We start from the raw sequence: 24,988 nt of genomic DNA, 5'->3' as shown, positions 1-24,988 counted from the left end.
TTTTAAGTGAATGATCGCTTTTCGATTTAATCTGGCCTCAATATTATCGATCATCCTAACTGGTTTAGGCATGGCTGCCAGATGAGATACCTGCCATTGATTGCCAAAACGCTTGCCACTGATTAAGCTTCCCATAATAAACGCTCGGCTGAACCGAGTGCCACTGGCCATTTGCCTGCTCAATCATCAGTGATGGAAATCCCCGCAATTGATACTGAGCCATCAGTTGTTGGCTATTGGCAATCGTGGCCGGTAAATCAGATTTGGCTTGCTGCATGGCGTTGTGCCATTTATCGTGTTCAATACCTAATTGGCTTGCTAACTGAGCCAATACTTCTGGCTCGGCAACTGTTAATCCTCGTTGATAATGGGCTTGCTGAATTTTTTTCAACATCGCCAATCCTAGGCCTTGCAATGCTTCCGCGGCGATGATCGCCTGAGCGGTAAGGTAAGAGTCAACGATGAGCGGCTGCTGGCTGGCAATTCGCGAGCGGTACGCTTCACCAAAAACTTGTCCAGTCACCAGGCTAATCTGTTGATCTGCCTCTAATATATGCGCTCGAAACTCGGCGGCCAACTCGGAGCGTGGCAACATGCCACCCGGATGTAACTTGAGTGTGATAGTCGGCATTTCAGCCAGTGTTTCTAGTAGTGGGCTAGCACCGAAACACCAGCCACACATTGGGTCAAAAAAGTAGTGTACTTTTACCATTGCATTTCACCCATATGTACTTTTGCGCCAATCTCTAATGCCATGGGTAAACCGGCTTCAGGATAAAGCTTAAGCATACGTTTGATTAATTGTTGACTATCTTTACTGGTTTGTTTTGCTTGGGCAAAATCCGCTAAATAGCGCTGAGCAAAGCTAATCGCTGAGGCATCTAATTGAGTACCGGCAATCATGTGACCAGGGATCACCACTTCTGGTTTTAAGGCTTGCATACGCTCAAGCTGCTGTGCCCACGCTTGACGGCTGGCATCGCTTTGCGCATCGGCCATCCATAAGTGAACGTTACCGTAGACCGCTACATTGCCCAAAATGGCTTTGTTGGCTGGGATCCACAAGTAAGGGCGATGCGCTAGCTCACCGTCTGCATCGTGGATCTCTATGGTTTGTCCATCAATGGTGAGCGTTTTACCATGATAAGCGGTCGGTAATACTGGTTTCACTGGCGCGTTAGTGCCCATTTTCGGAGCCCAGAACGCTAGTTTGCCATCGAGCTTCTCTTCAATCGTCGCGCGAACTCCCGGAGTGGTGAGGACTTTCGCATCAGGGAATAGGTCATGTAATACTTCCGCGCCAAAATAGTAATCCGGATCCGCTTGGCTAATAAAAATCGTGCTTAGGTTTTTGCCTGAATCGATGACTTTAGCGGCAATACGTAAGGCATCGGCTTTGGTAAAGCCAGTATCAATCACCATGGCTTCTGTTGCGCCGTAAACTAAGGTTGAGTTTACATGAAAGCTATTGCCATCGGCGTTGTATACGTCCAGTGTTAAAGGTTGCTGTACCGCAAATGCAGTGCTGGTGATCAGTGTCGTTGCGGTCAGTAGAGTCAGTTTTTTCATGATGATTGATCCTAAAATAGAGTATCGAAAGTGGGTTATCGGTTCGGGAGCTATCATACGAATTAGACTTGTTCGGATATATAGCTAATAATTAACATCATTGTTTCTTAAATCGAGCAAATTATGGATCGACTCACGGCAGCAAAAGTTTTTCTAGATGTGGCGATAACTCAAAGCTTTACAGCAACCGCAGAACGTTTAACCATGTCACGGCCAATGGTGACCCGTTATATTGATACCATGGAAAATTGGTTGGCGATTCGATTACTCAACCGGACAACACGGATGGTGTCACTAACGAGCGCTGGTGAGCAATGTTTGCCGGAAATTGAAGCTTGGGTTCAGCAGTCAGAAGTTTTATTACATCAGACAATGAATAAAGAGGATTTGCGTGGCAAGATAAAATTGGCGGCAAGTATGTCTTTTGGTTTTTCGCAGTTAGTGCCTGCCATCAAGACGTTTTTAATAAAGCATCCGTTGGTATCGATTGATATGGAAGTGCAGGATAAAACGGCTGATCTTATTGCTGAGCGAATTGATCTTGCGATCAGGATTGCCTCTAATCCTGACCCTAGTTTGATTGGGCGTAAGATTGCGGAGTGTGAGTCGGTATTGGTCGCCGCTCCAGACTATTTAGCTACTCAGCCTGAGATTACCATTCCGCAAGATTTAGTCTTGCACCGCTGTTTAGGATATAAAAGTGCAGAGCGACATATTTGGCATTTAAGTCAAGGAGAGCAACAGACGTCAGTAGAGGTACAATGTGCATTCAGTGCTAACGAGGCAACGGCACTCTTGAGTGCTGCGATTTATGGAATGGGGGTGAGTTTACAACCGACTTACCTTGTTGCGCGAGCATTAGCGAATGGACAATTAATACGCTTATTACCCGATTGGCAACCACAAACGATGGCAATCTATGCATTATATCCATCACGAAAGCATCTTGCTCCTGCTGTTCGCCATTTGATCGATCATTTGGTCGCAGAGTTTTTACCTGGCGAGTCGCTTTCTAAGCAAAGCATCGGGATGGATAGAGTGTGGCAACCCTTATGTTTGTGAGCCATTCACTAGATTGCGACAACGATATCGGCGAGATTCGCTGATCGTGTCTTATGCTTGAGTATTACTGCGGGAAGATGCCCCACCTTAGTCGCAACAAAAGCGGTTAAGGTGGGGAAGCCGTTAGCAACCGCCTTGTTGCTGCGCCTGTTTAACCATTGCTTGGCGCTGAGTTTCCTTATCCGATGTCCATTCAGTGTTTTGCTGCGTTCCTTCTTCCAATGCTTTAGGAGCAAATACAAAGTACTTATTGAAGGTCATTGTTAATTCTCTCAGTAATAAAAATTAACCAAAAAATAGAGGATGTTAACTCAGTTAACATCCTCCCTGATGCTTATTTTTTAGGCGTAGATAATAGGGATGAATTTATTTACCGTCAATAGGGCGAGTAAATTTATACATCATAAGTCGTGGAAGCGGTATTACCACCCGTTCCTGTCCAATTGGTATGGAAGAACTCACCACGAGGTCGGTCGATACGTTCATAAGTATGAGCGCCAAAGTAATCACGCTGGGCTTGTAGTAAGTTTGCCGGTAAACGAGCGGTGGTATAGCCATCGAGGAAAGTGAGTGCTGAGGTCATGCACGGCATTGGGATTCCCACTTCCATTGATTTCGCTGCCACTTTACGCCACGCGCCAAGGCAGTTATCCAAAATACCTTTGAAGTAGGGATCAGAACCTAAGAATGCAATGTCTGGGTTTGCTGCAAACGCATCACGAATATTACTTAAGAAAGCGGAACGAATGATACAGCCACCACGCCACATTAGCGCTACGTTGCCGTAGTTAAGATCCCAACCATTTTCATTCGAGGCTTCACGCATCAACATAAAACCTTGTGCATAAGAGATGATCTTCGATGCCAATAAGGCTTGACGAAGCGCATCAACCCACGCTTGCTTATCACCTTCAACCGGTGTGATGGCTTTGGCAAATAATTGTTCAGCAGCAACACGTTGATCTTTAAGTGCGGATAAGCAGCGAGAGAATACGGACTCAGTGATTAGCGTCAGCGGAATACCCATGTCTAAGGCATTAATCCCCGTCCATTTACCCGTGCCTTTTTGACCAGCAGTATCAAGAATTTTTTCTACTAATGGTTGGCCATCTTGATCTTTATAGCCAAGGATATCGGCGGTAATTTCAATAAGATAGCTATCAAGTTCGGTTTTGTTCCAATCAGAAAATACCGCTTGCATTTCATCCGCAGACATCCCAAGTCCATCTTTCATAAACTGGTAAGCTTCAGTGATAAGCTGCATGTCACCGTATTCGATACCGTTATGAACCATTTTCACAAAGTGTCCCGCACCATCATTACCGACCCAGTCACAACAAGGTTCTCCAGAATCCGTTTTGGCTGAAATGGCTTGAAAAATGGGTTTTACGGCTGGCCAAGCTTCCTCGGCACCACCCGGCATGATAGAAGGCCCGAAACGTGCACCTTCTTCTCCACCAGAAACACCAGTACCAATAAAGTGAATACCTTTCTCTCGTAGCGCGGCAACACGGCGGTTAGTGTCTGGGTAGTTAGTATTGCCCCCATCGATAATGATGTCGCCTTTATCGAGTAAAGGAACTAATTGATCGATAAATGCATCCACCACATCTCCAGCTCGTACCATCAGCATGACTTTGCGTGGTGTGGCAAGTTTATCCACTAAGTCTTGTAGTGAGTAAGCACCGACAATCTTGGTGCCTTTGGCTGGGCCTTGTAAAAACTCATCCACTTTCGCGGTAGTACGGTTATAAGCCACCACGTTAAAGCCATGATCATTCATATTTAAGATAAGGTTTTGGCCCATGACTGCTAGGCCGATAACACCGATATCACCTTTCATTTCTTATTCTCCTTTACGCAATTTTTGCTGCTGCGTCTAAATCTAAATACCACTCCGTTGCACCGTGAGATGACTGAATTTTCGCCGCTGGATAAGGGAGAGCTACGGCTGGAGTGGTGTGAATTTGATGGACGATCTCGGCTTTACTTGAGCCCAGAACAAGGTAACTAATCCGTTTTGCCGCTTCTAATACTTTTGCTGTTTTAGAAATACGAAGTTGCCCCGATTCTGGATGAGTGGCCACGACCGATAGCTGTTCATCTTGATAGTTGGTCAGGTTAGGAAAGAGCGATGCGGTATGTCCATCAGCGCCGACTCCCAATAGAATCCAATCAAAAACTGGGACGCCATTTTCCACCGGAACGATTTGCGTCATTTCTTCGGCAAAACGTTTTGCTTCGGCATGGGGTTCATTTTCGCCTAAAATACGGTGGATATTTTCCGCGGGAATGTTGATTTGGCTAAATAAAAGCGTGTTCGCTTCGCCATAGTTACTTTCGGCATCATCGGGAGCCACACAGCGCTCATCACCCCACCAAAAATGTAAGTTTTGCCATTGAATGTTGGAGGCGTACGGTTGAGAAGCCAACAATTTAAACAACATCTTCGGTGTGCTGCCGCCAGAAAGAGAGATATGTATTGGCTGGCCTTGTTGGCTGTATGCCTGTAAGTCCTTCGCTAAGGATTCAACAACCGCGTTTGCCGTTGGAAAAATCTTATTTTTAATCATAATTCGCAATAATCCGTATCGGTTAAATTTTTACATGGGAAGCGCCATTCACGGCCATCTCGCTGTAATAAATCATCTGACTCTTTGGGCCCCCAAGTGCCACAAGCATAGCCATAAAGTGATTGGGGATCTTGTTTAAAATCTAAAATAGGCTGCACAAATTTCCAACAGGCTTCTACCGCGTCAGTTCTTGCAAACAAGGTCGCATCACCGTTAAGAGCATCAAGTAATAGACGCTCATAAGCTGTCAGCATTTTTTTCTCAGAGAGTGACGTGTAGTGAAAGTCCATTGCGACTTCTTTGGCTTTAAAACCAGCACCTGGCTCTTTTAATCCAAAGCTCATCTGAATACCTTCATCAGGCTGAATACGGATGATTAATTTATTTTCTGGCGCATTGTGAGCAAAAACTGGGTGGGGTGTACGTTTGAAATGGATGACGACTTCAGTGACTCGAGTCGGCAGACGTTTACCTGAGCGCACGTAAAAAGGTACACCATTCCAACGCCAGTTATTAATAAACATTTTCAAAGCAATATACGTTTCAGTACGAGAATCATCGGCCACGCCTGGCTCATTTCGATAACTGGGTAAAAACTTACCTCGTACTTCTGATTCTGTGTATTGACCGAGTACTAGGTTATTTCGTAGATCTTGTTCAGACAGTGGTTGTAAGCTCTGCAACACTTTATTCACTTCATTACGAATGGCATTGGCATTAATTTCAGCCGGAGGCTCCATACTCATCATAGCCAGTACTTGGAGTAAATGGTTTTGGAACATATCACGCACTGCACCGGAACCATCGTAATAACCGCCACGCTCTTCGACGCCAAGAAATTCTGCGCCAGTAATTTCGACATAGTCGATAAAATTCCGGTTCCATAATGGCTCAAACATACCGTTGGCAAAGCGGAAAACCAGTAAGTTTTGGACGGTTTCTTTGCCTAAGTAATGATCAATTCGGTAGATTTGGTGTTCGGAAAAATAGCGGTGGATTTCGATATCCAATGCCTGTGCAGATTTTAAATCATAACCAAATGGTTTTTCGATAACTAATCGTTTCCAGCCATTTTGTTCACTATTTAATCCGTGAGCGGCCAAATTACTCGGGATGACACCATATAAGCTGGGTGGGGTAGCAAGATAAAACAGCGTATTACGCTTGGTTTGTTGATATTGCAGCGCAAGTTGATCAAGGCGTGTCGATAACTTGGCATAATCATCAACGTTTGAAGTGTCAATGGCTTGATAGTGAAGGTGTTCACTGAAAGCATCAAGAATGGCGGGTTCGGTTTTTTCTAACTCTTGCAGGGAGCGTGTTAATTTTTCTCGATAAGTTTGATCGCTATATTCCGTTCGACTAACACCTAAAATACAAAAGGATTCAGGAAGTTGTTTGCTTGCATATAAATGATATAAAGCAGGAACTAACTTACGGTAGGTGAGATCTCCCGATGCACCAAAAATAACGATGCAGCTGTTTTCAGGTATTACCATCATCTTTCCCTTAAAAACGAAGTACTTAGTATGCGCCAACTCTAGGATTGTTGACTTTAGCAGCGCAGTACACGTATAAAAAGTAGTTTTTGGCTATCATGCTCATAGTCAAAACCGATATCCAGATCACACAGTGAGTGAAATGGCTACCGTTCTTTGGCAGGTATTGTCTACGACAATTTGACATACATCAACTATTGATGACGCAATCGATTAAATATTGAGTGTTCAAAGTGCGAGATAAATTAAAACTGGTCGCGTAAATAAGTTTTCACGGCTTGAATGTGTTGATCAATCGCGACTTGGTCTCGTTGTGCTTCATCGAGAAATTGATCGGCATAGGTTTGGTACACCTTCTGTTCTAAAAAAAGTAGGTAAAGTTTTGGATCAATATGGCCACTGGTCGCCATGGTCGTCATGATGTCTATCGATTCGGTGAGTGTTTTGGCTTTTTTATATGGCCTATCACTCGATGTCAGTGCTTCGAAAACATCGGCGATGGCCATAATGCGAGCTGGAATGGAAAGTTGTTGTTCATTTAATCCTCTTGGGTAGCCTTTTCCATCCATTCGTTCATGATGTCCTCCTGCAATGTCGGGCACATTTTTGAGATGTTCTGGATAGGGAAGACGTTTTAGCATGACAATTGTTTGAATAATATGGTCATTGATCATAAAGCGTTCTTCCTCGGTTAAGGTGCCGCGGCGCACACTGAGGTTATACAGCTCACCGCGGTTATAGCGCAGCGGTTTGGGCTTAAGTACAAAGCCTTCTTGTTCTATTGTTGCTAGTGGAGCGCTATCCCATTTTATTTGATGAACCACTTTATCAGCCAGAACGTTTTCCATCACTGGCAAGGTGGGTTTGTTGCGATGACGCTGAGCTTCCAGCCAAGAGATACCGATTTGATCATCTAAGGTGCGCTTCCATTGTCGTTGAGCAATCTGTCCAAGTCGGGCGATATCTTGCTCCGTCATTGATTCACTGCCAATATTGCACTGTGCGACAAAGGTAAATTCATCATCAAGCGTCTGGTGTTGTTTGGTGAGTGTTTTTTGTAGAGTGACGGGATTACCACCGTTAGCGATGGCTTGCCAGTAATCGGCTTCAGCTTGTACTTTCAGCAATTCAAAACGCATACGTATTTCGTGGATTCGGTCATAAATCGTCTCAAGTTTGGTCGCTTTATCGACCACATATTCGGGCGTGGTGACTTTCCCGCAATCGTGCATCCAAGCGGCGAGCATTAATTCTTCCCACTGTTCGGTAGATAAGATGAAGTCGGGGAAATAACGCTTATCTTTAGTTGCGGCTTTGGCGAGCATTTGGGTCAATTCAGGCACTCGTTGGCAGTGGCCTCCTGTATAGGGAGATTTAGTATCAATGGCCGAGGCGATTAAGGTAATAAAAGCATTCAGCATCTCTTTTTGCTGCTGCATTTTATCAATATTATCTTTGGCAATTTCTGCAAAGCTAAGCACTTCACGCAGGAACGCGTGTTTGTCAAGTTGCGATTTTTTGATTGCCCGTTCGTACCCCAAATTCAGTACACCAATCAGTTGACGTGATTTATTAATTAATGGAAACAGATAAATATCGCTATTAAATAGCTGATCTTTATAAGGGAATAATACATTGTCGTTACGATTTAAATGTATGATTTGTCCTTGACGTAGCTTGGTCAATAGCCAAGGTGTGCTTTGTACTAAGGTATTGATGTCAATTTTAAATGGTATGATTGCGTGGTTGGCGGCGGTGGTGAACTGCTGCTGATCGTGGTTATAGGTATAAAGTAAAATAGTTTCAGCCTTCGTGATCAAATAACCTTGATGAGTAATGGTTTTCGCAAAAACGTCAAAGTCTTGGTTAGAGGCAGCATCACGTAGTAGGCGTAATAAGTCATGCAGCGTGTGTTCCATCAATTCGATCGATTTCGTTAGATCGGCAACTTCTTTAATGATGCTTTTGGGATAGCGAGTTTTTTGGAAATCAAAACGAGAAATGTTACCGGTTTGCACGACTAAATCACTGAGTGGCTTGGCAATTCTATTCGAAACAAACCGGACAAAAAGAAAACTAATACTCAACATGAACAAAGCTAAGAATATTTGTTTATCCCGAATGCTTAATAAGGTTGCCATTAGGTCATTTTCTGGGGTTGCATGGGCAAGAATTAGGTTTACCTCTGGGCTTAACTTAATCAAGGAGTTTGCTCCAATCCAGGATTGATCCGCAAAAGTGAAGGTTTTCAGCGTACTTTTCTTGGCTGCTTCTGATGTTAAATTGGCAAAGATACTGGATGAAAACGGGGTTTGATCTCCTGAGCTAGGTTCACGGAATGTCATTGAAGTGTTGTGCTGTGCCAATAGTTGGAAATTTTGATCAAAGAGTGCCAGTTGAGTATTGGCGGTATAAGCGATGTTTGACAACTGTTCTGAGAGGCCATCTAGGGTGAAATCGGCACCCACCACTTTTTTTTGATCCAAGGATCGGCGCGAGAGCGATACACCGTACTGATTGATAAAGTAAAAAAAATAAGGTTCAGTCAGGCGGATAGCACCATCACTTTTTGCATTCACAAACCACGGGCGGACACGTGGATCAAATGGTGTGTCGTGATGTTCTGTTTGTTGAATAGGAATAAAGTGTTGATCTAAAAAGGTGATGCGGCTATATCCATTGACTAGTGTTTCATTAATCAGTAAGTGAGCTTCTTGCGGAGCTTGATAACGTTGTTTGCTCTGTTCGTTAAATAAAGGAACCAGCATGGTGAAATCGCCATTTTCATTGCCGAAATAAACCGTTACTAAATATGGATTTTGCTGAAAAATTAGATTTAATGCGTTGAGTGAGCGAATGTCTTCATCAATAGGATAGTGCCCATCAATAAAATGGCTGAAGGCCATAAAATCAAGCGTGGTGATGATTGGGGCAATACCTTGCTGGAAAGTCTGCTCTATTTTTTCTCGTTTTTCTTGATGGCTCTGTGTCAGGCTAACTTGAACCAGTTGTTTAGAATAATGGGAGCCCACCATAATAAGTATCATGCCAATAAACACAACCAGTACCATGAATAGTGTACTGATTTGTATGCTGAGGGAGAAATAGCGCTTCACCATGATCACATCCTAAGTTAGGTCATGGATTAAGTATTGTTCAGGTCGATTGAGTTGCCAAGCGGATGGAGTGATTGTGTGAATCTCACCCAAGATGACGGAGGGCGAGATTTGATCCGATATATGACATTGAAAGGGCCTCTGGGTATACGATTGGTAAGCTGATTCTCAGGCTGGTAAACTGTTCACCTGCTAAATATAAGGGAGTTGGTTATGAAACTTGCGGTCGATACTCATACACACACATACGCTAGTGGTCACGCTTATAGTACGTTAATCGAAAATGCTAAAGCGGCGCAAGAAAAAGGGCTGCAGATGTTCTGTACTACCGATCATGCTGAGTCGATGCCTGGGGCTCCTCATTATTGGTTTTTTGCCAATCAACGAATTTTACCCCGCTTTTTACATGATGTAGCGATTATTCGAGGAATAGAATCAAATATTCTTAATGTACAAGGTGAGGTGGATCTTCACCCTTCCGTTGATCAACATCTAGATTGGGTTATCGCTAGTTTTCATGAGCCAGTTTTTCAGCCGAGTACCCAAGCTGTTCATACCCAAGCGCTGATCAACACGATAAAAAGCGGTCGGGTAGATGCATTAGGACACTTAGGCAATCCCAATTTTGATTTTGACTTTGAAACCGTGATTAAGTGTGCGGCAGAGTATAATGTTGCAATAGAAATTAATAACAGTACCTTAAAAGGACATAGTCGAGTGGGCAGTGTTGAGCGTTGTTATCATATCGCTGAAATAGCCAAATCGGTGGGAGCCTGGATCACAACAGGGAGTGACGCGCACTTTTGTCATGACGTCGGCAATTTAACGCTCGCGAGTGAATTATTAGATAAGGTTGGTGTCGAGCCATCCAGCGTTATTACTCATTGCCCGCAACAATTTTTGGCCTTTCTTGCACTACGCGGACGCCAGCCTATTTCTGAATATCAATCTATTTTTGAATATCAATAAAGGTAAATATGTCTGGTTTTTTGATCGGTTGTTTAAGCAAAATAGGTATATCCCCTTTTACTTGAAGACGCAGTGGTGCTAGCTGTTTTCGTTTACCCCAATCACATAGTTGGTCTATGTTAATGGGGATAAACTCCTTTGCCGCCTACCGGCAACTGCAAGTCGTTTGGACATAGACATTATAAGGAAGTTATACAATGAAAAAACGTTTACTGTTGAGTACGGGACTATTATTAGTCGCTAGTCAGGCATGGGCGGCTAATATGGATCTGAAACCACTCATGCAACAGATGAAATTGGAATTTAAGGCCGCAGCAGAAGCGCAAACTGTTGAAGACATGCAAGTGCCCATTGCACAGTTGAGCGTGTTGGTAACACAAGCAAAACAGGCGCAATACCCACCAGAAAGAGCAAGTATTTATCAAGAAGGGTTTAACAAGCTGACGGTGGCCTTAGATCAAGTGACGAATGAACTCTCAGCAGGTGAATTTGATGCGGCTAAACGGTCACTAAAAGAAGTCGATGATCTTCGTATTGAATATCATGAGAAAAAAAAGCCGAGTCTATGGCAACGTTTATTTGGCTAGCGGTTAGGTGATGATAATGATTCTCCCATCGCCCATGTGCGTTTGGGGATGGGGAATCATTTTGCTGGTGTTGCTAATTTAGGTTTGAGGTGCAGCAGAATAAAATCAATAAAGACGCGTAATCGAGCGGGCATATATTTGGTTTGAGCATACTGCATGGCAATGGCTCCGTGGTAGTTACTTTTTATCGTCCAATCTGGTAGTAATTGAACCACTTCCCCCTTTACTAAAGCATTTTGTATAACAAAATCATGGAAAATTCCAATTCCCAGTCCACTTTTTACTGCATTTAGGCGCATTTGCGAATGGTTGACGGCATAGCGACCTGAAATGGGCACGGTATGGAATTCATCCTCTTTAAGAAAATCCCAAATATGATCGCGTTCCGTCTCTGCAAGATATAAGCAATCATGCTCTTTCAACTCTGTTGGGTGACAAGGCGTGCCTCGCTCCTGCAAATAGGTAGGGCTCGCGCACAGCACTAAGTTTGTTTTGCACAATTCACGTAGCACTAAATTTTCATCGGGTTTATCTGTTAGTTTAAAAGCCACATCGATGTTATGGCGGAACAGATCAATCTCTCCATCGATAACCCGCAATTTGAGCTGAATGAGAGGGTACTGCTTGAGGAAAGGAATGACGAAAGGCTGGAGAACCGAATTAAGAAAGGCTTCGGGAGCTGCAATCGTTAATGCTCCAGAGGGTTCAGTATGGTCAGCATGAGATAATTCAAAAGCTTGCTGGGCGGCATTAACCATCACTAAGCACTGATCATAGACTCTTTGTCCGGCTTGAGTAATGACCAGTTTGCGGGTCGTTCTTTCAAATAATTTAACAGAAAGCGCCAGTTCTAGGCGAGTAATCAGCTTGCTCAATGCTGATGGCGTAACCCCCAGTTTTTGGGCGGCAGCAGTAAAGCTACCTTCATTAACCACTAAAATAAAAGTGGCTAGATCTGGGAGTAGGCTGATGAGTTTCGTATTAAGCATAATGGGTGTGCTTACTCTGATAAATTGCTAATAGGAGTTTATAACCATCTATCGATAGGATAGTTGTATGGCTAAATTATTCGCTTTTATTATGTTTTTATTTTTATTTATCAATATCCCCTTCCTACTTGAAGCTGCACGGGTGTTGGCTACGTTCTTTCACCCCAATCAACTAGCCTGTCTATGCTGATGGGGATTGACTCACTTGTCGCCTACCTGCCACTCCAAGTTGTTTGGGTATAAAATGTATTTTATTTGAGTTCTTCATTGGGTGTTTCATCGTCAATTGCCGAGTTATTGCGACACAAACGCACTATTCTGGCAGATTAATGACCAATCAGCCCTTGTGTATCATTTTTAATATTCACTTTTGTGATCTGTGCCAAGGTTTATTGATATTAATTTTATATTCCTCAGTCGTTTATTTGTGATTTTATTTCATAAATGATTTTCCACAACCCAAGATAATGCTCTCTCTAGACATCGATTACACTTACACTGATTCAAAGTTCCACCATTGTAAAGCCTGTTATGTCAGTGGCTTTACAGTGTAAATGGGAAATTTACTAAATGGTTCCACATCGTGAACGAGCAAGAATATTAAAGAAGGAAATAGCAATGTCTTGTGATTTTTATCAACAAATACGCCAACAGCTGGATGATGTTAAAACCGAAGGTCTCTATAAGTCTGAACGTGTGATCACCTCACAACAACAAGCGGCGGTTTCTATCTCAACCGGTCAAGAAGTGCTTAACTTTTGCGCCAATAATTATCTTGGTTTGGCTAATCATCCGGCTTTGATTGAAGCGGGCCAGCAAGGTATGGCGACCCATGGTTTCGGGATGGCTTCGGTACGTTTTATCTGTGGTACGCAAGATATCCATAAGCAGCTTGAAGAGAAGCTGTCTGCTTTCCTGGGCAAAGAAGACACCATTCTTTACACCTCGTGCTTTGATGCGAACACCGGGTTATTTGAAACACTACTTGATAAAGAAGATGCCATCATCTCTGATGCGCTGAATCACGCTTCGATCATTGATGGCGTTCGTTTATGTAAAGCGATGCGTTTTCGTTACAGCAATAACAACATGCAAGAGTTGGAGCAGCAGCTGATTGCTGCTGACCAAGCGGGCGCACGCCATAAGCTGATTGTCACAGATGGTGTTTTCTCTATGGACGGCGTAGTGGCGAACTTGCCAGCGATTTGTGATTTAGCGGACAAATACCATGCTTTGGTGATGGTGGATGATTCCCATGCAGTCGGCTTTATGGGCGCAAATGGCCGTGGTACGCATGAATATCATAACGTTATCGACAGAATTGATATTATTACCGGAACGCTAGGCAAAGCGATGGGTGGCGCTTCTGGTGGTTATACTTCTGGTAAAAAAGAAGTGATTGATTGGCTGCGCCAGCGCTCACGTCCTTATCTGTTCTCAAACTCCGTTGCACCAGCAATTGTCGCCGCTTCTTTGCGTGTTTTGGATCTGTTAGCTGAAAGTGGTGAGCTGCGCGATAAATTGTGGAGCAACGCAGCACATTTTCGTACTCGTATGGAAGCAGCAGGTTTTACCATGGGCGGCGCTGATCATGCGATCATCCCGATTATGCTGGGTGATGCGAAAGTGGCCGCTGAGTTTGCTGAGCGTGCATTAGTGAAGGGCATTTACGTGGTTGGTTTTTCTTTCCCGGTGGTGCCAAAAGGTCAGGCGCGGATCCGCACGCAAATGTCAGCGGCTCACAGTCGCGAGCAGCTCGACAGAGCGATTGACGTCTTTATTGAAGTCGGCCAAGAGATGGGGCTTATCAAATGAAAATTAAAGCATTAGCCAAGTTAAAACCCGAGCAAGGTATCTGGATGACCGAAGTGGATATGCCAGAGCTGGGTCATAATGACTTGCTGATTAAAATCAAAAAGACCGCCATTTGTGGCACCGATGTGCATATTTACAACTGGGATGAATGGTCGCAAAAAACCATCCCTGTACCTATGGTGGTGGGCCATGAATACGTCGGTGAAGTGGTTGGTATTGGTCAAGAAGTTCGCGGTTTTGAAATAGGAGATCGCGTTTCTGGTGAAGGTCATATTACGTGTGGTCACTGTCGTAATTGCCGTGGTGGTCGTACTCACCTTTGCCGCAATACGATTGGGGTGGGGGTGAATCGCACCGGTTCATTCTCAGAGTATTTAGTGATACCCGCTTTTAATGCGTTTAAAATTCCAGCCGATATTTCTGATGATTTGGCGGCGATTTTTGATCCCTTTGGCAATGCGGTTCATACAGCGTTGTCGTTTGATTTAGTCGGAGAAGATGTACTCATTACTGGTGCTGGCCCAATCGGTATTATGGCGGCAGCGGTGGCGAAACATGTTGGTGCTCGTCATGTGGTGATCACCGATGTGAATGAATACCGCCTTGATTTAGCACGTAAAATCGGTGTAACGCGGGCGGTTAACGTCGCAGAGCAAACACTTGAAGAGGTCATGAATGAACTCGGCATGACAGAAGGCTTTGATGTCGGCCTTGAAATGTCTGGAGTACCAAGTGCGTTTAGCTCGATGCTGCAAACCATGAATCATGGCGGACGGGTGGCTTTGCTAGGTATTCCACCTTCATCGATGGCGATTGATTGGAACCAAGTGATTTTTAAAGGCTTAGTCATCAAAGGCATTTATGGTCGGGAAATGTTCGAAACTTGGTACAAGATGGCAAGCCTCATTCAATCGGGCTTAGATTTAACCCCAATCATCACTCATCACTTCAAAGTGGATGACTTTCAAAAAGGCTTCGACGCTATGCGTAGCGGGGCTTCCGGTAAAGTCATCCTTGATTGGGAATAATGAACAAAGCGCTCCGAAAAGGGGCGCTGTTCATTTTTACTATCACTGTAAGCATAAACAGTAAAATGGAAGATCGAGCTGTTTTTAGCCCCACGAATGGTCCCATTTTGGTCCCATCGCTTTGCAATTATCAAACTTATTTCTAAAATTTGGTCCCATATAACTGGTGTGACTAGTAGTACTCAGACATAGCAAACCATAATCTCTCCGCCAAGTCTCTATGGAACAACATTGAGCGATGTTTTGTATTTAAAAATGGATAATTAGGACAGACAGATCTATATCTGGTTAACTCGCGCTAACTATTAATATTGTTTTCTGTTATAACGTTACGCAATTAAAATAATAGTATTTTACAAGTTCATTTTAGATACGTCGGGAGCCAATTGGTATGGAAAGAGACATTCAACTTATACCTCTCAATTCAATTAAACTTGATCAAGAGAATGTGCGATTTGGTGGAGATATTGCTCAGAGCCAAAGAGAAGCACTTGAACTAATGATGGCTGATGTCGAAGATGTTAAAAAGTTAGTTCGATTGGCCGAACATATCGCAGAGAATGGACTTGATCCGACAGAGCTTCAATTAGTATACCCAGATGAAGACGGCTCTTATGTGGTCCTTGAAGGAAACAGAAGATTGACTGCATTAAAAATGCTTCAGAACCCTTTGTTGTGCCCAGTAGAAAAATTTGTTCGTGGGTTTAAAGGCGCTCAGGAAAAACTGAGCGGTAACTTACCCTATGAGATTGCATGCAGCGTTGTTCCCAGTCGAGCTCATGGAAGTATTTGGGTAGAACTTAAGCACACTGGACAGAACAACGGTGTGGGCCGAGTAAATTGGAGCAGTGATATTCGTGATGAAGTTCGTTCAAGAGCGACTGGAGTGGAGTCCGTTGGGCGTCAGATAAGGACTTTGGTCTCTGAAAACGCTGAGATATTTGGTTCCAAAACAGTAGAAAATATAAAGAAAATACCGGTTACTACACTGACCCGTTTATTTGCATCCACTCCTGCTCAAAACACTTTTAAGCTAAAGATCGAAAACAAACTTCTTATTCCTAGTGTTGCTCTCAAGTATATAGCCCCAAGCGTAGAATTTGCGATATCAATGTTTGTACAAGAAGGGTACAACGTTAATGACATACGAGGAAATAAAGATCGTCGTGAATTTATTAGCCACATACCACCAGAGCTGCTGCCTAGTAAACAAGAGCAAAATAGTGGCGCTTCGTCTCCAAACGGACAAGGAAGTAGTCATAATGGTAGTGCACAAAATAGCAACGGAATGAATGGAAGTGGTAATAAGGAGCCATCATCAGAATCTAATTGCGGAGAAAACAGCGATACTGCATCTAAAGGTGATACTGCATCTAAAGATGATACTGCTCCTCAAGGTAGCGGAGATGGTACTCAAAGTAATTCTAAAACCATATCTCAAAGAACGACTAAGGCAAGAAAATACCTGTTTCCGTGGACTCTTAGAATTGGCAATTCTCGTATTAACGAAATTTATAGAGAACTCAAAAGTTCTTTGATAGTTGATAAAACACCAAATGCAGTTGCAGTAACTTTTAGAGTCTTTTTGGAAACAAGCTGTGATGATTACACTAAGCGTTATGAGAAGTCGCCTACCCCTGTGAAGAAAACAGATAACCAACAGCCTTTATCTGAAAAAGATCCGTTGTGGAAAAAAGTTGTTGCAGTAAGTGCGCATCTAGAAAAGAGACAATGCATCGGTGGTCAAGAACATAGAGCGATCTCAAAAAGAGCAGGAGCATTAGACAAAGTCGGTTCGATTGATCATCTAAACTTGTTTGTGCATAGTGCCGCCAGTTCGCCCATTGCTTCGGAACTTAAAGACGTGGCTGAAGAGTATAAGCCTTTACTAGAGGCGATCTGGTCGTGATTCAGGTATGGCCATCATATACAAAATGTGGTCTAATTTACGTATGATCTCTCAATCAATTTGAAACGATGTCGCATAAATTTTCAACACCTCTCCGTTACCCCGGAGGAAAAGGCAAATTTTCCCATTTCGTTAAACAAGTATTCGAAACTAATGAGCTACTTGATGGACACTATGTCGAACCGTTTGCTGGTGGTGCAGGGGTTGCACTAGATCTACTATTTAATGAATTTGCAAGTCATATACATATTAATGACTTAGATCCGGCAATCTATTCTTTTTGGAAAATTGCTACAGAGCAAACCGATGATTTATGCAAAGTAATCCATGATACACCAGTAACAATAGAAAATTGGCATAAACAAAAGGTAGTCTTGAATAACCCATCGGCCTACAACATGCTGGAAGTCGCTTTTGCTACATTCTTTTTAAACAGAACAAACCGGTCAGGAATACTGAAAGCTGGTGTAATTGGAGGAAAAGAGCAAAGTGGGAAGTGGAAGCTTGATGTTCGCTTTAACAAGGACGACTTGACTAAACGTATCCAAATGATCGGCCGTTTTAAAGATAGAATACATGTGTACAATAAAGATGCGGTAGATTTGCTTACTACTGTTGTCCCTACGCTTCCGGAAAAAACACTAGTTTATCTTGACCCTCCTTATTATGTGAAAGGACAAGGTCTTTATCGAAACTTCTATAGACATGACGATCATGTAGAAATCGCTAAGACACTTAGTTCAGTGTCACACCCTTGGATTGTGTCCTATGATAATGTGCCTCAAATAAAAGAAATCTACGCTGCTTACCGCACTGATGAATACTTCTTAAGCTATACAGCTCAGGAAAAGAAGAAAGGAGCTGAAGTTATGATCTATGGTCCATCCATCACTCCTCCAAATCTGGCTTTGTCCTTACTTAAAAGCACATAGTTTACATTTAACTTTGCATATCAAATACTGTTCTTCAGCTTTAGCAGTTCAAGCCACACCCGATCAGACTCTTTCTTGTTCGATTCCTTTAACCACTTCCCGTAAACTTTTGCCACCATTGTAATGTCGGCATGTCCCATCTGTTGAGCCAAGTAACTTATGTTCACATTGGCGTGGGTGATCATCCAGCTAGCGTAAGTATGGCGTAGCTGATATTGGTTACGATGAGGAATGTCAGCCTTTTTGCACAGTTCTGTCCAGACTCTTCCAAGGGCTCGCTTACCATAGTAGTCATAGTCACTGTTTTTCTGTTCTCTTACGGCTTTGGGGTTGAATACAAAGCGCAGTTTTTCAGTTCTAAATGTTTTGCCCGGTAGTTCTACACTGTGTTCTTTGGCTGGATATAAATAAGTTAGGTGACGCTGAGCTTTTAGTGCTTCAACGGCTGGTGGCAGTAAATCGACAAATCTTTCTTTATCTGTTTTTGTCGTTTTCAGCCCACGATGATCGTAGGTCGAGCGGCGAATTTGAATGGTCTTGTTTTCAAAGTCAACATCTTCCCAAGCTAGTGCGCAAAGCTCACCACTGCGTATTCCAGAGTAAACGAGCAAGGTAATCATATTACGATGTTGCAGTTGGCGGCATACAGAAAGAGCTTTGGTGATTTCTTCCATTGAGAAAGGCTGAATATCCGATTCCCCTTGTTTCACTCGCTTTAGAGCATTCGAAAGATCTCTACTGACATACTCCATTTTGTGTAACCAGGATAAAAAGGCGTTGATCGTCACTAGGTTATTATTCACTGTTCTGCTACTTCGCCCCTTTACCAGTTCTTGCCGAAACTGAGTAAGCGAACGAGGGGATAATGTGTCACAACTTCGGTTTGCACCGTAAGTTTCAGCAAAGTCTTTCAGCACCCACTTGTATCGGTTGTAAGTAGAAGTTCGAATATCGTGCTCTTTTGATGCAAGAAATAGTTCCGAAAGATGCTTAATATCTAATGCCTTGGGTTTTCCTGAGGCATGTTTGGAGTTTGGAAAGTGAAAAGCATAATTGAATGTACCGATCTTGATCTCGTACTGGATAGCTTCACGCTTTTGCCTCGCAAAGTTGATGTTCTGTTTGGTAGGGGGGAGCCCTAAAGATTCGCGGTGGCGTTTGCCATTGTAGTAGAACGAAATACGTAGGGAGTTACCACGTACTTCAATACCGGATGGGAGGTTATCTACTATTGCATTCTGTGCCATCTATTCCACTCTTCAATATCAACCATCCAAGTGCCGTGAATTTTTCTCATGACAGTGGATGGGTATTGACCGTCAAGAGCCTTTTCTCTCAATGTCTTTGTGCTTAGGCCAATTTCTTCCGCAGCCTTTTTAAGCGTGACAATAGCAATTTGAGATCTACTCATTGTTCAGACCTATATAGCTTGTTATGTCTTTGGGCGTAACCACCAAAAAGATTTGATTTTGGTGGTTGATAGCGTCATTTCTTCCCTTGACCAACGTAGGGATTGAAATTTATATTTTTGCGCCCGCCTTTACTGGCATCACTGTTATTGAAGAAATAAACCGAGGTCGCACACTCTTCATCGCGCATAATGGCGGCGAGTTCTTGCTGGAACTGCATATCACTCATGCGTTTTAGTTGATTAGGCCGTTTAGGTTCGGTGGTTCGTGGTTTAGTGCCAACTGGTCGCAGAGCCATAATACCTTCCACGGCTTTTTGGATTTGTTCTTGGCTCATCATGTCAACTCCTTATATGACAGCACAGCATCTGCATCACGAGCAAACATAGTGAGAAACTCAGGAGATAAGGAGATGTTGGCTGGGCATTCACGACTTACCCCCCAGCCATGCTGTATATTTTCTGCTTTCACCAGAGTGAGATTGCGCACCAAGCATTTCAGCTGGTGGCTGTAATAGGGTTCCGAAGTGGTGACCTTTCCGTACTGGGTATCAATGGTTGCCGCCATGGATAATTTCCTCGCAAGATGCGCCCCCCGAAGAGAGGGCGCTGATGGTTAATTAAGAAGAGAACGAGCCGATAAACGTTGCGATAGCTATGCTTTCATCAACAAAATGCTTACAGAGTTTCTCTTTAAACTCTTCACTCATTTCTTCTTCGTGCTGTTCTAGCTTTTTGATACGTAGAACTAAGGTTTCATTGCCGATGGTGCTCATTCGTAGTTCGAACGTGCGATCATCTAAGCCCACATAAGGTTCACAAGTGAATTTAAAGACAGCAGGCATTGGAAACTCGTCTTTAGTGCGAACAGCAATAGATTCATATTCTGATTGGTGGTGACTAAAATCATCTACGTTTGACTCTCGCCCTGCTTTCGCTTCAAATTTCATATTACGTACTGCTGCGGAAGCCACAGGATTACTAATAAGCTCGCCGTCAGTTGCAAACACTTGAATAAAATCGCTATAATCTTCGATCCATTCTGCGAGTTTTTTCTGAGGTAAGCGGTCACCGTTAATTTCTAGTAACGCTCGGTAAGCGGCTGTTTTACGTAGTGTTAGTTTTGCTTGGTGTTTGCAATGCCCGGGTAACGCCATAGTTCCCACATCAAAAATGGTTACTGCTGCCATACGATCTGCATTAATGAAGCATTGATTGCCTTCGATTTGGTACTCCTCATGGTAACGAACAAATTCATCAATATTGCTGGTTTCCATCACACCACGAAACTGATTGCGGGTAGGCATATATTTTTCTAAGTCGTGTACGTTGAACGACTCGGGCAGCGCAGCAATAGGAAACGAAGCCTTGAGTAATTGGCCCAAAAACTCTTTTGCGTTTCCGGATTCTTGGATCTGTTGAATGGCTGATTTATCCATAGTCATAGCTATCTCTCTTGAGTTTGTTTGATAAATGAATTAACGAATTTCGCGCAGTTTGGAATCTTCTATGATCAACTGACCGCGTATATCTTCTTTAGGGCGGTCGTAGGTAAGTTTGCCGCCTTTGCCTACGTACGCGATTGAGGTGTATTGAAAGTCTTCAGATTTGGTACCAAAGCCAGTTTTGGGTTCTTTCACTGACATATTGACGGTAATTTCAACCATCTCATTGTTAGTTCCCATTGGCTTGAGCTTTAGATCCATCTTAACGTTGCCTTGTTTGTCGCTGTAAGAAACAGCACGAGCTACGTTCGATAGGGCTAAACCAACCACGTTGGAGATCACTCCGCCGTCAAGGTCTTGCATCAGTTTGGGGAAGTTGGTGGTACGGTCCTCAAGGCTGAGGTTTCCCGCTTCTGGTTTGGACATGTGTTTTCCTCGCTGGTGGGTAAGTTCTGATGAACCAAATGTACCACAAGTTCATTTGTTGTAAAGAACTAAAAGTACATTTTGTTGCGAGGGGTATAAAAAAACCGCTATTAAAGCGGCTAAGACATAGTCGTGAATTTTTATTAGTTTGCCTTGCTTGAAAGCATTTCTTTAAGGCTATCAATATTTTTATTGTGTTTGTAGGTGCAGTGATCACCAATAGCGATTGCGAGAATCCAGCATACAACGGGACCAATGAAAGTTGGCGCACTTACCAGTGCTATCAGGGTTAAAACAATACCTCCCGCGATAGTGGAGTAGAACGCGCCTAACGGACCAAAAAGTATCGTTAGTACTAAGGATGTAATTCTTGATTTTGGTGTGATATTCATGCGTAAATCCCTTTAATAACCGAGCCTAAGTGAAGTGTTATAACATGATGATTTTAACCCTGAGTACATGAGCTTTTTCATTTAAAACTGCCAGAAAGTCGATTTTGGAAGTGATAACTTAATTTAACTTAAACTCGTCACGTAGTAATTCCGTATCAAACTTAGCAAAATCAATTAGTTGGTTTTTATCATTAAATTGATGGACATGAACGCCGAGATTTCTCATTGCGTTTTCTACTCCCTCATAGGCCTTGCGGTATACCGTTTTGTTGCTAGTAGGAGCTTCAACAGCGAACATAAAGTTATTTGGCAGTAAGGAGTTAGCATTTATGATATAACGAACTCTTGCTACCCACTTCTCACCGTGGTCTACAAGCTGCAATGGAGTTGATTGGTTAAATGCAATCGGCTTAATTCCTTTGACCGTAGAACCCACAGACGCCACAAGAGGAAGCTTCACTGCTCCAAAATTAGTATCGAGTGCTTTCTCTTTATATTTTAATTTGAAAGGTAAAGCATCGAGCCTTGCTTTAAGCTCGTGAACCATTGCTCGTTCGCGTTGTTCTTTGCTTGGAACCGCGTCTCTACCAATGAAGGTTTGATAAAGCTGGTTTAAGGTATCTTTAGGGTGTTCCGTTAAAATAGCTCCGTGAGCACCAAAAATCATCACACCTTCTCTGGGGCGAGTGACTTCAGTAACTATGTTGTCAAGTTGTCTTGGGTTGCTTCTAACAAATTCAGCAACCCTAGCAAGCTCTTCATTGATGTAGCGATGAGCATGCTTAAATAGAGATCCATCTAAATCATCAAAGAAATGATTGATACGAGGAAATGCATCAGGAACAAGTTTATAGCTAAACCAATTTGAATTAGGTGTCCAAGTTACTACGCCTATGTTGGCAAACTCTTCGGTTTCTGCGAACGGCATAAAGCGAACGATTGCATATTTCATCAACGTTTTCATATTATGTCCTCCCAGAATTTATCTTGTTTATATCTTTGAAGTATAGTTAGTAGACTATCCTTCAACTCTTCTCTTGTTGTCATAATCAGCCAGTCATCAGGAATTTCTTCCATAATTGAATCGAATAGAGACAAAGCTTTTTCAAACCTTACAGTGTAAGTTTGTTGATCAACTGCAATAAGTGATGTCCATTCTTGTCGACAATGACAAACGTGTAAAGCTTTATGTTGTTCCACACAGAATGTTTCATCAAATGCGAGATTATGATCTAACACGTAAACTGCACCATTGCGTTGATCTACAAAAAGATTAGGGTTGCCGCCGCACTCAGTTAGATTTCTGTCTGCATTTTGAATCCAATAATCGAAAATGTAGAGGTCATTTACAATATTTTGAGGAACCTGCTTCAAGGTTACTAGTGTGATATCTTGAATTCCTGAAATAAATTTTGAGGCAAAATTGTATTCGTATAATCCATAGCCTGATTCTAAAAATGGGGAGTCTACCCAAGCTATGGTATATGGTGGGATAGGTAAACCAAACGCCTCGCCCAAGCGAGCGCACACCCATTCTTTGGCCAGCCCTAATCCGGTAGTTCTTGAGCCTTTAACAATATAGGTTTCACTATTGTCATCCTTACAGAGATAGGGTGATGTTTGACCTTGATTGGTTTCTCTTATTATTTGTTCTATATAGATTTCTTTAGGCTGTCCATTTTTTTTCATAATAACACCGAATACCAGAACACACGGCCAACAATCGTGATTTGCTGTTCTAATACTTGTGCTTCAGTATATTCCCTTGGTGGATATTCTAGCTCGTTGAAGCTGTAAATTCTGAGGCCACCGCCAGGTAACCGGTACAGTTTCTTGATAAAAAGCTCACCATTGTGGTTGATAGCAAAAAGCTTTCCGTCCACCAGCGTTTTATTACCGCAGTCAATACCCACAGTTGAATTATCTGGTAGTACGGGCTCCATGCTGTCGCCTTTTACCGAAACACATTTAGCATTTGCGGGGTCTACGTTATATCGGCGCAGCGTCGATTTAGCAAAACGTAGGCGGTAACCCTTGTCTTGCTCGGTATCACAAATAAATCCATTACCTGCTGACAGCCGCACATCTGATAAAAACGGAATGGCGACCTCATCATCGCCCAGCGGCGTTTTGCTGTCCCAAACTTGCATATTTCCAATTAGTTCAGCGTTTCCTTTTGCTTCGAGTTTTTCTTCTCCAAGTTGGAGCCATGATAAGCTCACACCAAGGGTATGAGCTAGCTCTGTCATTTTATCAGGGCGAGGCATCGACTCAGCATTTAGCCACTTGCTAACAGCTTTAGGTGTAATGCCAAGCTTTCTAGCGAGTATGACGCCTCTTCCGTGTTCTTCTATCCCAGCGTTTGAACAGGCCTGTGCAAGCCGACGGGAGAATTCTAATCGCACATTATCAATATGAACCATAGGTTCAATCATAATACCTCTTGCCTGTACTTTCAGTTCTGTTGTAACATGTACTTAAAGTTCATTTTTGAGTTGAGACATATGTTGAGAGAAGCCATTACATCTATTGGTGTACAGAAAATTTCCGAAGAGTGTCACGTCAGCGTTCGTGCTGTTTATAAATGGTGCGAGAAAGGCGTTCTGCCTCGCACCGAGTACACAGGTGAAACCAATTATGCAGAGACAATCGAAGCTCTATCAAACGGTGACTACAAAAAGGAACAACTTCTGGGCATCCCTAGATAAGTTGATTGTTGCAAAACCTAGAGCTTTAAGTAACTACCAACATAAGGAGTAAATGGTGAATAAGAAAGAAATGGTTAACCGAACCATTGCAGGCATCACCGGAGGAAAAGAAGCAGTTGCAGCGATGCTGGGTATGTCCGTCGATAGTTTCAATAACCACCTGTACGAAAAGAAAGGCTCACGTTTCTTCAGTGTTGATGAGCTGGTGGAAATGGCGGATTTAACTAATACCCCATACGTTGCTGAGTATTTTGCTCGCCGTGTCCATTGCCTTGTTGTCGAGTGCCCTAGCGCTGCTGAGCTAGATAGCGTGGATATGTTTGATTGTCATTTACACCTCAATGCGGTGAAAGGTTTGTTAGACCAAACCATTGAAGAAGCAAAAGCAGATGGAGTATTTGATGCTAAGGAACGTAAAGCGATAGCGAAGCTAAAAGGGGAATACCAAGCGGCTTTTGAAGCTTTTATGTTGAAGATGGATGCCTTGTATTCAAAAGGTAACGGTAATTGATGGAAGTGATGCTCAATTAAAAATGCATGGGTATTTGCGCGGTATAACAC

At 43.0% G+C, this 24,988-nt stretch carries 26 protein-coding genes; 8 read left to right on the top strand and 18 right to left on the bottom strand.

What is annotated here, in order from left to right; all coding sequences use genetic code 11:
• Positions 1 to 64: 64 nt before the first annotated feature.
• Positions 65 to 712 carry a DsbA family protein gene (locus FKN05_RS08755; RefSeq protein WP_099610917.1) on the bottom strand — a complete coding sequence of 216 codons (648 nt, stop codon included), beginning with the start codon at positions 710 to 712 and terminating at the stop codon, positions 65 to 67.
• Positions 706 to 1,569 carry an MBL fold metallo-hydrolase gene (locus FKN05_RS08750; protein ID WP_170887333.1) on the bottom strand — a complete coding sequence of 288 codons (864 nt, stop codon included), beginning with the start codon at positions 1,567 to 1,569 and terminating at the stop codon, positions 706 to 708. The genes FKN05_RS08755 and FKN05_RS08750 overlap by 7 nt, the downstream gene beginning before the upstream one ends.
• A gap of 123 nt (positions 1,570 to 1,692) precedes the next feature.
• Here FKN05_RS08750 and FKN05_RS08745 point away from each other — a divergent pair, with 123 nt between their 5' ends.
• A complete protein-coding gene (locus FKN05_RS08745; RefSeq protein WP_170887332.1) occupies positions 1,693 to 2,631 on the top strand; it encodes a LysR family transcriptional regulator in 939 nt (312 codons plus the stop codon).
• Between the two features lie 123 nt (positions 2,632 to 2,754).
• Here FKN05_RS08745 and FKN05_RS08740 read toward each other — a convergent pair whose 3' ends face one another.
• The 5 genes from FKN05_RS08740 to FKN05_RS08720 all read right to left on the bottom strand — a co-directional run bounded on the left by FKN05_RS08740 (position 2,755) and on the right by FKN05_RS08720 (position 9,822).
• Positions 2,755 to 2,892 (bottom strand): hypothetical protein, encoded by a 138-nt coding sequence (locus FKN05_RS08740; protein ID WP_170887331.1) that lies wholly within the window; start codon positions 2,890 to 2,892, stop codon positions 2,755 to 2,757.
• A 133-nt stretch (positions 2,893 to 3,025) separates the two neighbouring features.
• The gene (gnd, locus tag FKN05_RS08735) at positions 3,026 to 4,474 is read right to left on the bottom strand and encodes a decarboxylating NADP(+)-dependent phosphogluconate dehydrogenase (RefSeq protein ID WP_099610914.1); all 1,449 of its coding nucleotides are present in this window, start codon (positions 4,472 to 4,474) and stop codon (positions 3,026 to 3,028) included.
• A 13-nt stretch (positions 4,475 to 4,487) separates the two neighbouring features.
• Positions 4,488 to 5,204: a 6-phosphogluconolactonase gene (gene pgl / locus FKN05_RS08730; RefSeq protein WP_099610913.1), complete on the bottom strand. Its 717-nt coding sequence runs from the start codon at positions 5,202 to 5,204 to the stop codon at positions 4,488 to 4,490.
• Positions 5,201 to 6,703, bottom strand: coding sequence for a glucose-6-phosphate dehydrogenase (gene zwf, locus FKN05_RS08725; protein ID WP_161427875.1), 1,503 nt, complete (start codon positions 6,701 to 6,703; stop codon positions 5,201 to 5,203). Before zwf ends, pgl begins: the two co-directional genes overlap by 4 nt.
• A gap of 245 nt (positions 6,704 to 6,948) precedes the next feature.
• Positions 6,949 to 9,822 carry an HD domain-containing phosphohydrolase gene (locus FKN05_RS08720; RefSeq protein ID WP_099610912.1) on the bottom strand — a complete coding sequence of 958 codons (2,874 nt, stop codon included), beginning with the start codon at positions 9,820 to 9,822 and terminating at the stop codon, positions 6,949 to 6,951.
• A gap of 210 nt (positions 9,823 to 10,032) precedes the next feature.
• Here FKN05_RS08720 and FKN05_RS08715 point away from each other — a divergent pair, with 210 nt between their 5' ends.
• Together FKN05_RS08715 and FKN05_RS08710 are read left to right on the top strand one after the other, a co-directional pair.
• A complete protein-coding gene (locus tag FKN05_RS08715; protein WP_170887330.1) occupies positions 10,033 to 10,788 on the top strand; it encodes a phosphatase in 756 nt (251 codons plus the stop codon).
• Between the two features lie 197 nt (positions 10,789 to 10,985).
• Positions 10,986 to 11,375 carry a cytochrome b562 gene (locus FKN05_RS08710; RefSeq protein WP_099610910.1) on the top strand — a complete coding sequence of 130 codons (390 nt, stop codon included), beginning with the start codon at positions 10,986 to 10,988 and terminating at the stop codon, positions 11,373 to 11,375.
• Positions 11,376 to 11,431: 56 nt separating this feature from the next.
• Here the strand turns inward: FKN05_RS08710 and FKN05_RS08705 are convergent, their stop codons facing one another.
• Entirely contained in the window at positions 11,432 to 12,364 is a 933-nt protein-coding gene (locus FKN05_RS08705; RefSeq protein ID WP_099610909.1) for a LysR family transcriptional regulator, read from the bottom strand.
• A gap of 618 nt (positions 12,365 to 12,982) precedes the next feature.
• On the opposite strand from FKN05_RS08705, the gene kbl reads away from it, so the two are divergent.
• From kbl to FKN05_RS08685, 4 genes are all read left to right on the top strand, one after another.
• Positions 12,983 to 14,179 carry a glycine C-acetyltransferase gene (gene kbl, locus FKN05_RS08700; RefSeq protein ID WP_099610908.1) on the top strand — a complete coding sequence of 399 codons (1,197 nt, stop codon included), beginning with the start codon at positions 12,983 to 12,985 and terminating at the stop codon, positions 14,177 to 14,179.
• Positions 14,176 to 15,207: an L-threonine 3-dehydrogenase, zinc-binding type gene (gene tdh / locus FKN05_RS08695; protein ID WP_099610907.1), complete on the top strand. Its 1,032-nt coding sequence runs from the start codon at positions 14,176 to 14,178 to the stop codon at positions 15,205 to 15,207. The genes kbl and tdh overlap by 4 nt, the downstream gene beginning before the upstream one ends.
• Before the next feature lie 391 nt (positions 15,208 to 15,598).
• On the top strand, positions 15,599 to 17,116 hold the full coding sequence (locus FKN05_RS08690; protein WP_170887329.1) for a ParB/RepB/Spo0J family partition protein: 1,518 nt from the start codon (positions 15,599 to 15,601) through the stop codon (positions 17,114 to 17,116).
• Between the two features lie 68 nt (positions 17,117 to 17,184).
• On the top strand, positions 17,185 to 18,048 hold the full coding sequence (locus FKN05_RS08685; protein WP_170887328.1) for a DNA adenine methylase: 864 nt from the start codon (positions 17,185 to 17,187) through the stop codon (positions 18,046 to 18,048).
• Positions 18,049 to 18,068: 20 nt separating this feature from the next.
• On the opposite strand, the gene FKN05_RS08680 is transcribed toward FKN05_RS08685, so the two are convergent.
• The 10 genes from FKN05_RS08680 to FKN05_RS08635 form a co-directional block, all read right to left on the bottom strand.
• The gene (locus FKN05_RS08680; protein WP_170887327.1) at positions 18,069 to 19,295 is read right to left on the bottom strand and encodes a site-specific integrase; all 1,227 of its coding nucleotides are present in this window, start codon (positions 19,293 to 19,295) and stop codon (positions 18,069 to 18,071) included.
• On the bottom strand, positions 19,277 to 19,459 hold the full coding sequence (locus FKN05_RS08675) for a hypothetical protein (RefSeq protein ID WP_170887326.1): 183 nt from the start codon (positions 19,457 to 19,459) through the stop codon (positions 19,277 to 19,279). Before FKN05_RS08675 ends, FKN05_RS08680 begins: the two co-directional genes overlap by 19 nt.
• 74 nt (positions 19,460 to 19,533) lie before the next feature.
• Entirely contained in the window at positions 19,534 to 19,797 is a 264-nt protein-coding gene (locus FKN05_RS08670; RefSeq protein ID WP_170887325.1) for a hypothetical protein, read from the bottom strand.
• On the bottom strand, positions 19,794 to 20,024 hold the full coding sequence (locus FKN05_RS08665; RefSeq protein WP_170887324.1) for a hypothetical protein: 231 nt from the start codon (positions 20,022 to 20,024) through the stop codon (positions 19,794 to 19,796). The genes FKN05_RS08670 and FKN05_RS08665 overlap by 4 nt, the downstream gene beginning before the upstream one ends.
• Before the next feature lie 52 nt (positions 20,025 to 20,076).
• The gene (locus tag FKN05_RS08660) at positions 20,077 to 20,901 is read right to left on the bottom strand and encodes a DUF2303 family protein (RefSeq protein WP_249339300.1); all 825 of its coding nucleotides are present in this window, start codon (positions 20,899 to 20,901) and stop codon (positions 20,077 to 20,079) included.
• Between the two features lie 33 nt (positions 20,902 to 20,934).
• On the bottom strand, positions 20,935 to 21,327 hold the full coding sequence (locus FKN05_RS08655; RefSeq protein WP_170887323.1) for a YfdP family phage-associated protein: 393 nt from the start codon (positions 21,325 to 21,327) through the stop codon (positions 20,935 to 20,937).
• 143 nt (positions 21,328 to 21,470) lie between these two features.
• Entirely contained in the window at positions 21,471 to 21,719 is a 249-nt protein-coding gene (locus FKN05_RS08650) for a hypothetical protein (protein ID WP_170887322.1), read from the bottom strand.
• Positions 21,720 to 21,837: 118 nt separating this feature from the next.
• On the bottom strand, positions 21,838 to 22,683 hold the full coding sequence (locus tag FKN05_RS08645; RefSeq protein WP_170887321.1) for a DUF3037 domain-containing protein: 846 nt from the start codon (positions 22,681 to 22,683) through the stop codon (positions 21,838 to 21,840).
• Positions 22,680 to 23,408, bottom strand: coding sequence for a HipA family kinase (locus tag FKN05_RS08640; RefSeq protein ID WP_170887320.1), 729 nt, complete (start codon positions 23,406 to 23,408; stop codon positions 22,680 to 22,682). Before FKN05_RS08640 ends, FKN05_RS08645 begins: the two co-directional genes overlap by 4 nt.
• Positions 23,405 to 24,154, bottom strand: a complete 750-nt coding sequence (locus tag FKN05_RS08635) for a S24 family peptidase (RefSeq protein ID WP_170887319.1) — start codon at positions 24,152 to 24,154, stop codon at positions 23,405 to 23,407. The genes FKN05_RS08640 and FKN05_RS08635 overlap by 4 nt, the downstream gene beginning before the upstream one ends.
• 325 nt (positions 24,155 to 24,479) lie before the next feature.
• Here FKN05_RS08635 and FKN05_RS08630 point away from each other — a divergent pair, with 325 nt between their 5' ends.
• Positions 24,480 to 24,938, top strand: coding sequence for a YmfL family putative regulatory protein (locus FKN05_RS08630; protein WP_170887318.1), 459 nt, complete (start codon positions 24,480 to 24,482; stop codon positions 24,936 to 24,938).
• The last annotated feature ends 50 nt before the right edge of the window (positions 24,939 to 24,988 follow it).

Origin of the sequence: Vibrio sp. 1-1(7) (genome assembly GCF_013048485.1) — a bacterium.
Classification (GTDB): domain Bacteria; phylum Pseudomonadota; class Gammaproteobacteria; order Enterobacterales; family Vibrionaceae; genus Vibrio; species Vibrio fujianensis.
The sequence above is the reverse complement of the archived record's forward strand: the minus strand, read 5'-3'. Positions and strand labels throughout refer to the sequence as shown.

Coding starts and splice junctions, on each gene's coding strand:
- FKN05_RS08750 (WP_170887333.1), bottom strand. CDS start 1,569: ATGAAAAAACTGACTCTACTGACCGCAACGACACTGATCACCAGCACT.
- FKN05_RS08710 (WP_099610910.1), top strand. CDS start 10,986: ATGAAAAAACGTTTACTGTTGAGTACGGGACTATTATTAGTCGCTAGT.
- pgl (WP_099610913.1), bottom strand. CDS start 5,204: ATGATTAAAAATAAGATTTTTCCAACGGCAAACGCGGTTGTTGAATCC.
- zwf (WP_161427875.1), bottom strand. CDS start 6,703: ATGGTAATACCTGAAAACAGCTGCATCGTTATTTTTGGTGCATCGGGA.
- FKN05_RS08740 (WP_170887331.1), bottom strand. CDS start 2,892: ATGACCTTCAATAAGTACTTTGTATTTGCTCCTAAAGCATTGGAAGAA.
- FKN05_RS08690 (WP_170887329.1), top strand. CDS start 15,599: ATGGAAAGAGACATTCAACTTATACCTCTCAATTCAATTAAACTTGAT.
- FKN05_RS08670 (WP_170887325.1), bottom strand. CDS start 19,797: ATGATGAGCCAAGAACAAATCCAAAAAGCCGTGGAAGGTATTATGGCT.
- FKN05_RS08640 (WP_170887320.1), bottom strand. CDS start 23,408: ATGAAAAAAAATGGACAGCCTAAAGAAATCTATATAGAACAAATAATA.
- FKN05_RS08705 (WP_099610909.1), bottom strand. CDS start 12,364: ATGCTTAATACGAAACTCATCAGCCTACTCCCAGATCTAGCCACTTTT.
- FKN05_RS08645 (WP_170887321.1), bottom strand. CDS start 22,683: ATGAAAACGTTGATGAAATATGCAATCGTTCGCTTTATGCCGTTCGCA.
- FKN05_RS08680 (WP_170887327.1), bottom strand. CDS start 19,295: ATGGCACAGAATGCAATAGTAGATAACCTCCCATCCGGTATTGAAGTA.
- tdh (WP_099610907.1), top strand. CDS start 14,176: ATGAAAATTAAAGCATTAGCCAAGTTAAAACCCGAGCAAGGTATCTGG.
- FKN05_RS08635 (WP_170887319.1), bottom strand. CDS start 24,154: ATGATTGAACCTATGGTTCATATTGATAATGTGCGATTAGAATTCTCC.
- FKN05_RS08685 (WP_170887328.1), top strand. CDS start 17,185: ATGTCGCATAAATTTTCAACACCTCTCCGTTACCCCGGAGGAAAAGGC.
- FKN05_RS08650 (WP_170887322.1), bottom strand. CDS start 21,719: ATGAATATCACACCAAAATCAAGAATTACATCCTTAGTACTAACGATA.
- FKN05_RS08665 (WP_170887324.1), bottom strand. CDS start 20,024: ATGGCGGCAACCATTGATACCCAGTACGGAAAGGTCACCACTTCGGAA.
- FKN05_RS08655 (WP_170887323.1), bottom strand. CDS start 21,327: ATGTCCAAACCAGAAGCGGGAAACCTCAGCCTTGAGGACCGTACCACC.
- FKN05_RS08660 (WP_249339300.1), bottom strand. CDS start 20,901: ATGACTATGGATAAATCAGCCATTCAACAGATCCAAGAATCCGGAAAC.
- FKN05_RS08715 (WP_170887330.1), top strand. CDS start 10,033: ATGAAACTTGCGGTCGATACTCATACACACACATACGCTAGTGGTCAC.
- FKN05_RS08720 (WP_099610912.1), bottom strand. CDS start 9,822: ATGGTGAAGCGCTATTTCTCCCTCAGCATACAAATCAGTACACTATTC.
- kbl (WP_099610908.1), top strand. CDS start 12,983: ATGTCTTGTGATTTTTATCAACAAATACGCCAACAGCTGGATGATGTT.
- FKN05_RS08630 (WP_170887318.1), top strand. CDS start 24,480: ATGGTGAATAAGAAAGAAATGGTTAACCGAACCATTGCAGGCATCACC.
- FKN05_RS08675 (WP_170887326.1), bottom strand. CDS start 19,459: ATGAGTAGATCTCAAATTGCTATTGTCACGCTTAAAAAGGCTGCGGAA.
- FKN05_RS08755 (WP_099610917.1), bottom strand. CDS start 712: ATGGTAAAAGTACACTACTTTTTTGACCCAATGTGTGGCTGGTGTTTC.
- FKN05_RS08745 (WP_170887332.1), top strand. CDS start 1,693: ATGGATCGACTCACGGCAGCAAAAGTTTTTCTAGATGTGGCGATAACT.
- gnd (WP_099610914.1), bottom strand. CDS start 4,474: ATGAAAGGTGATATCGGTGTTATCGGCCTAGCAGTCATGGGCCAAAAC.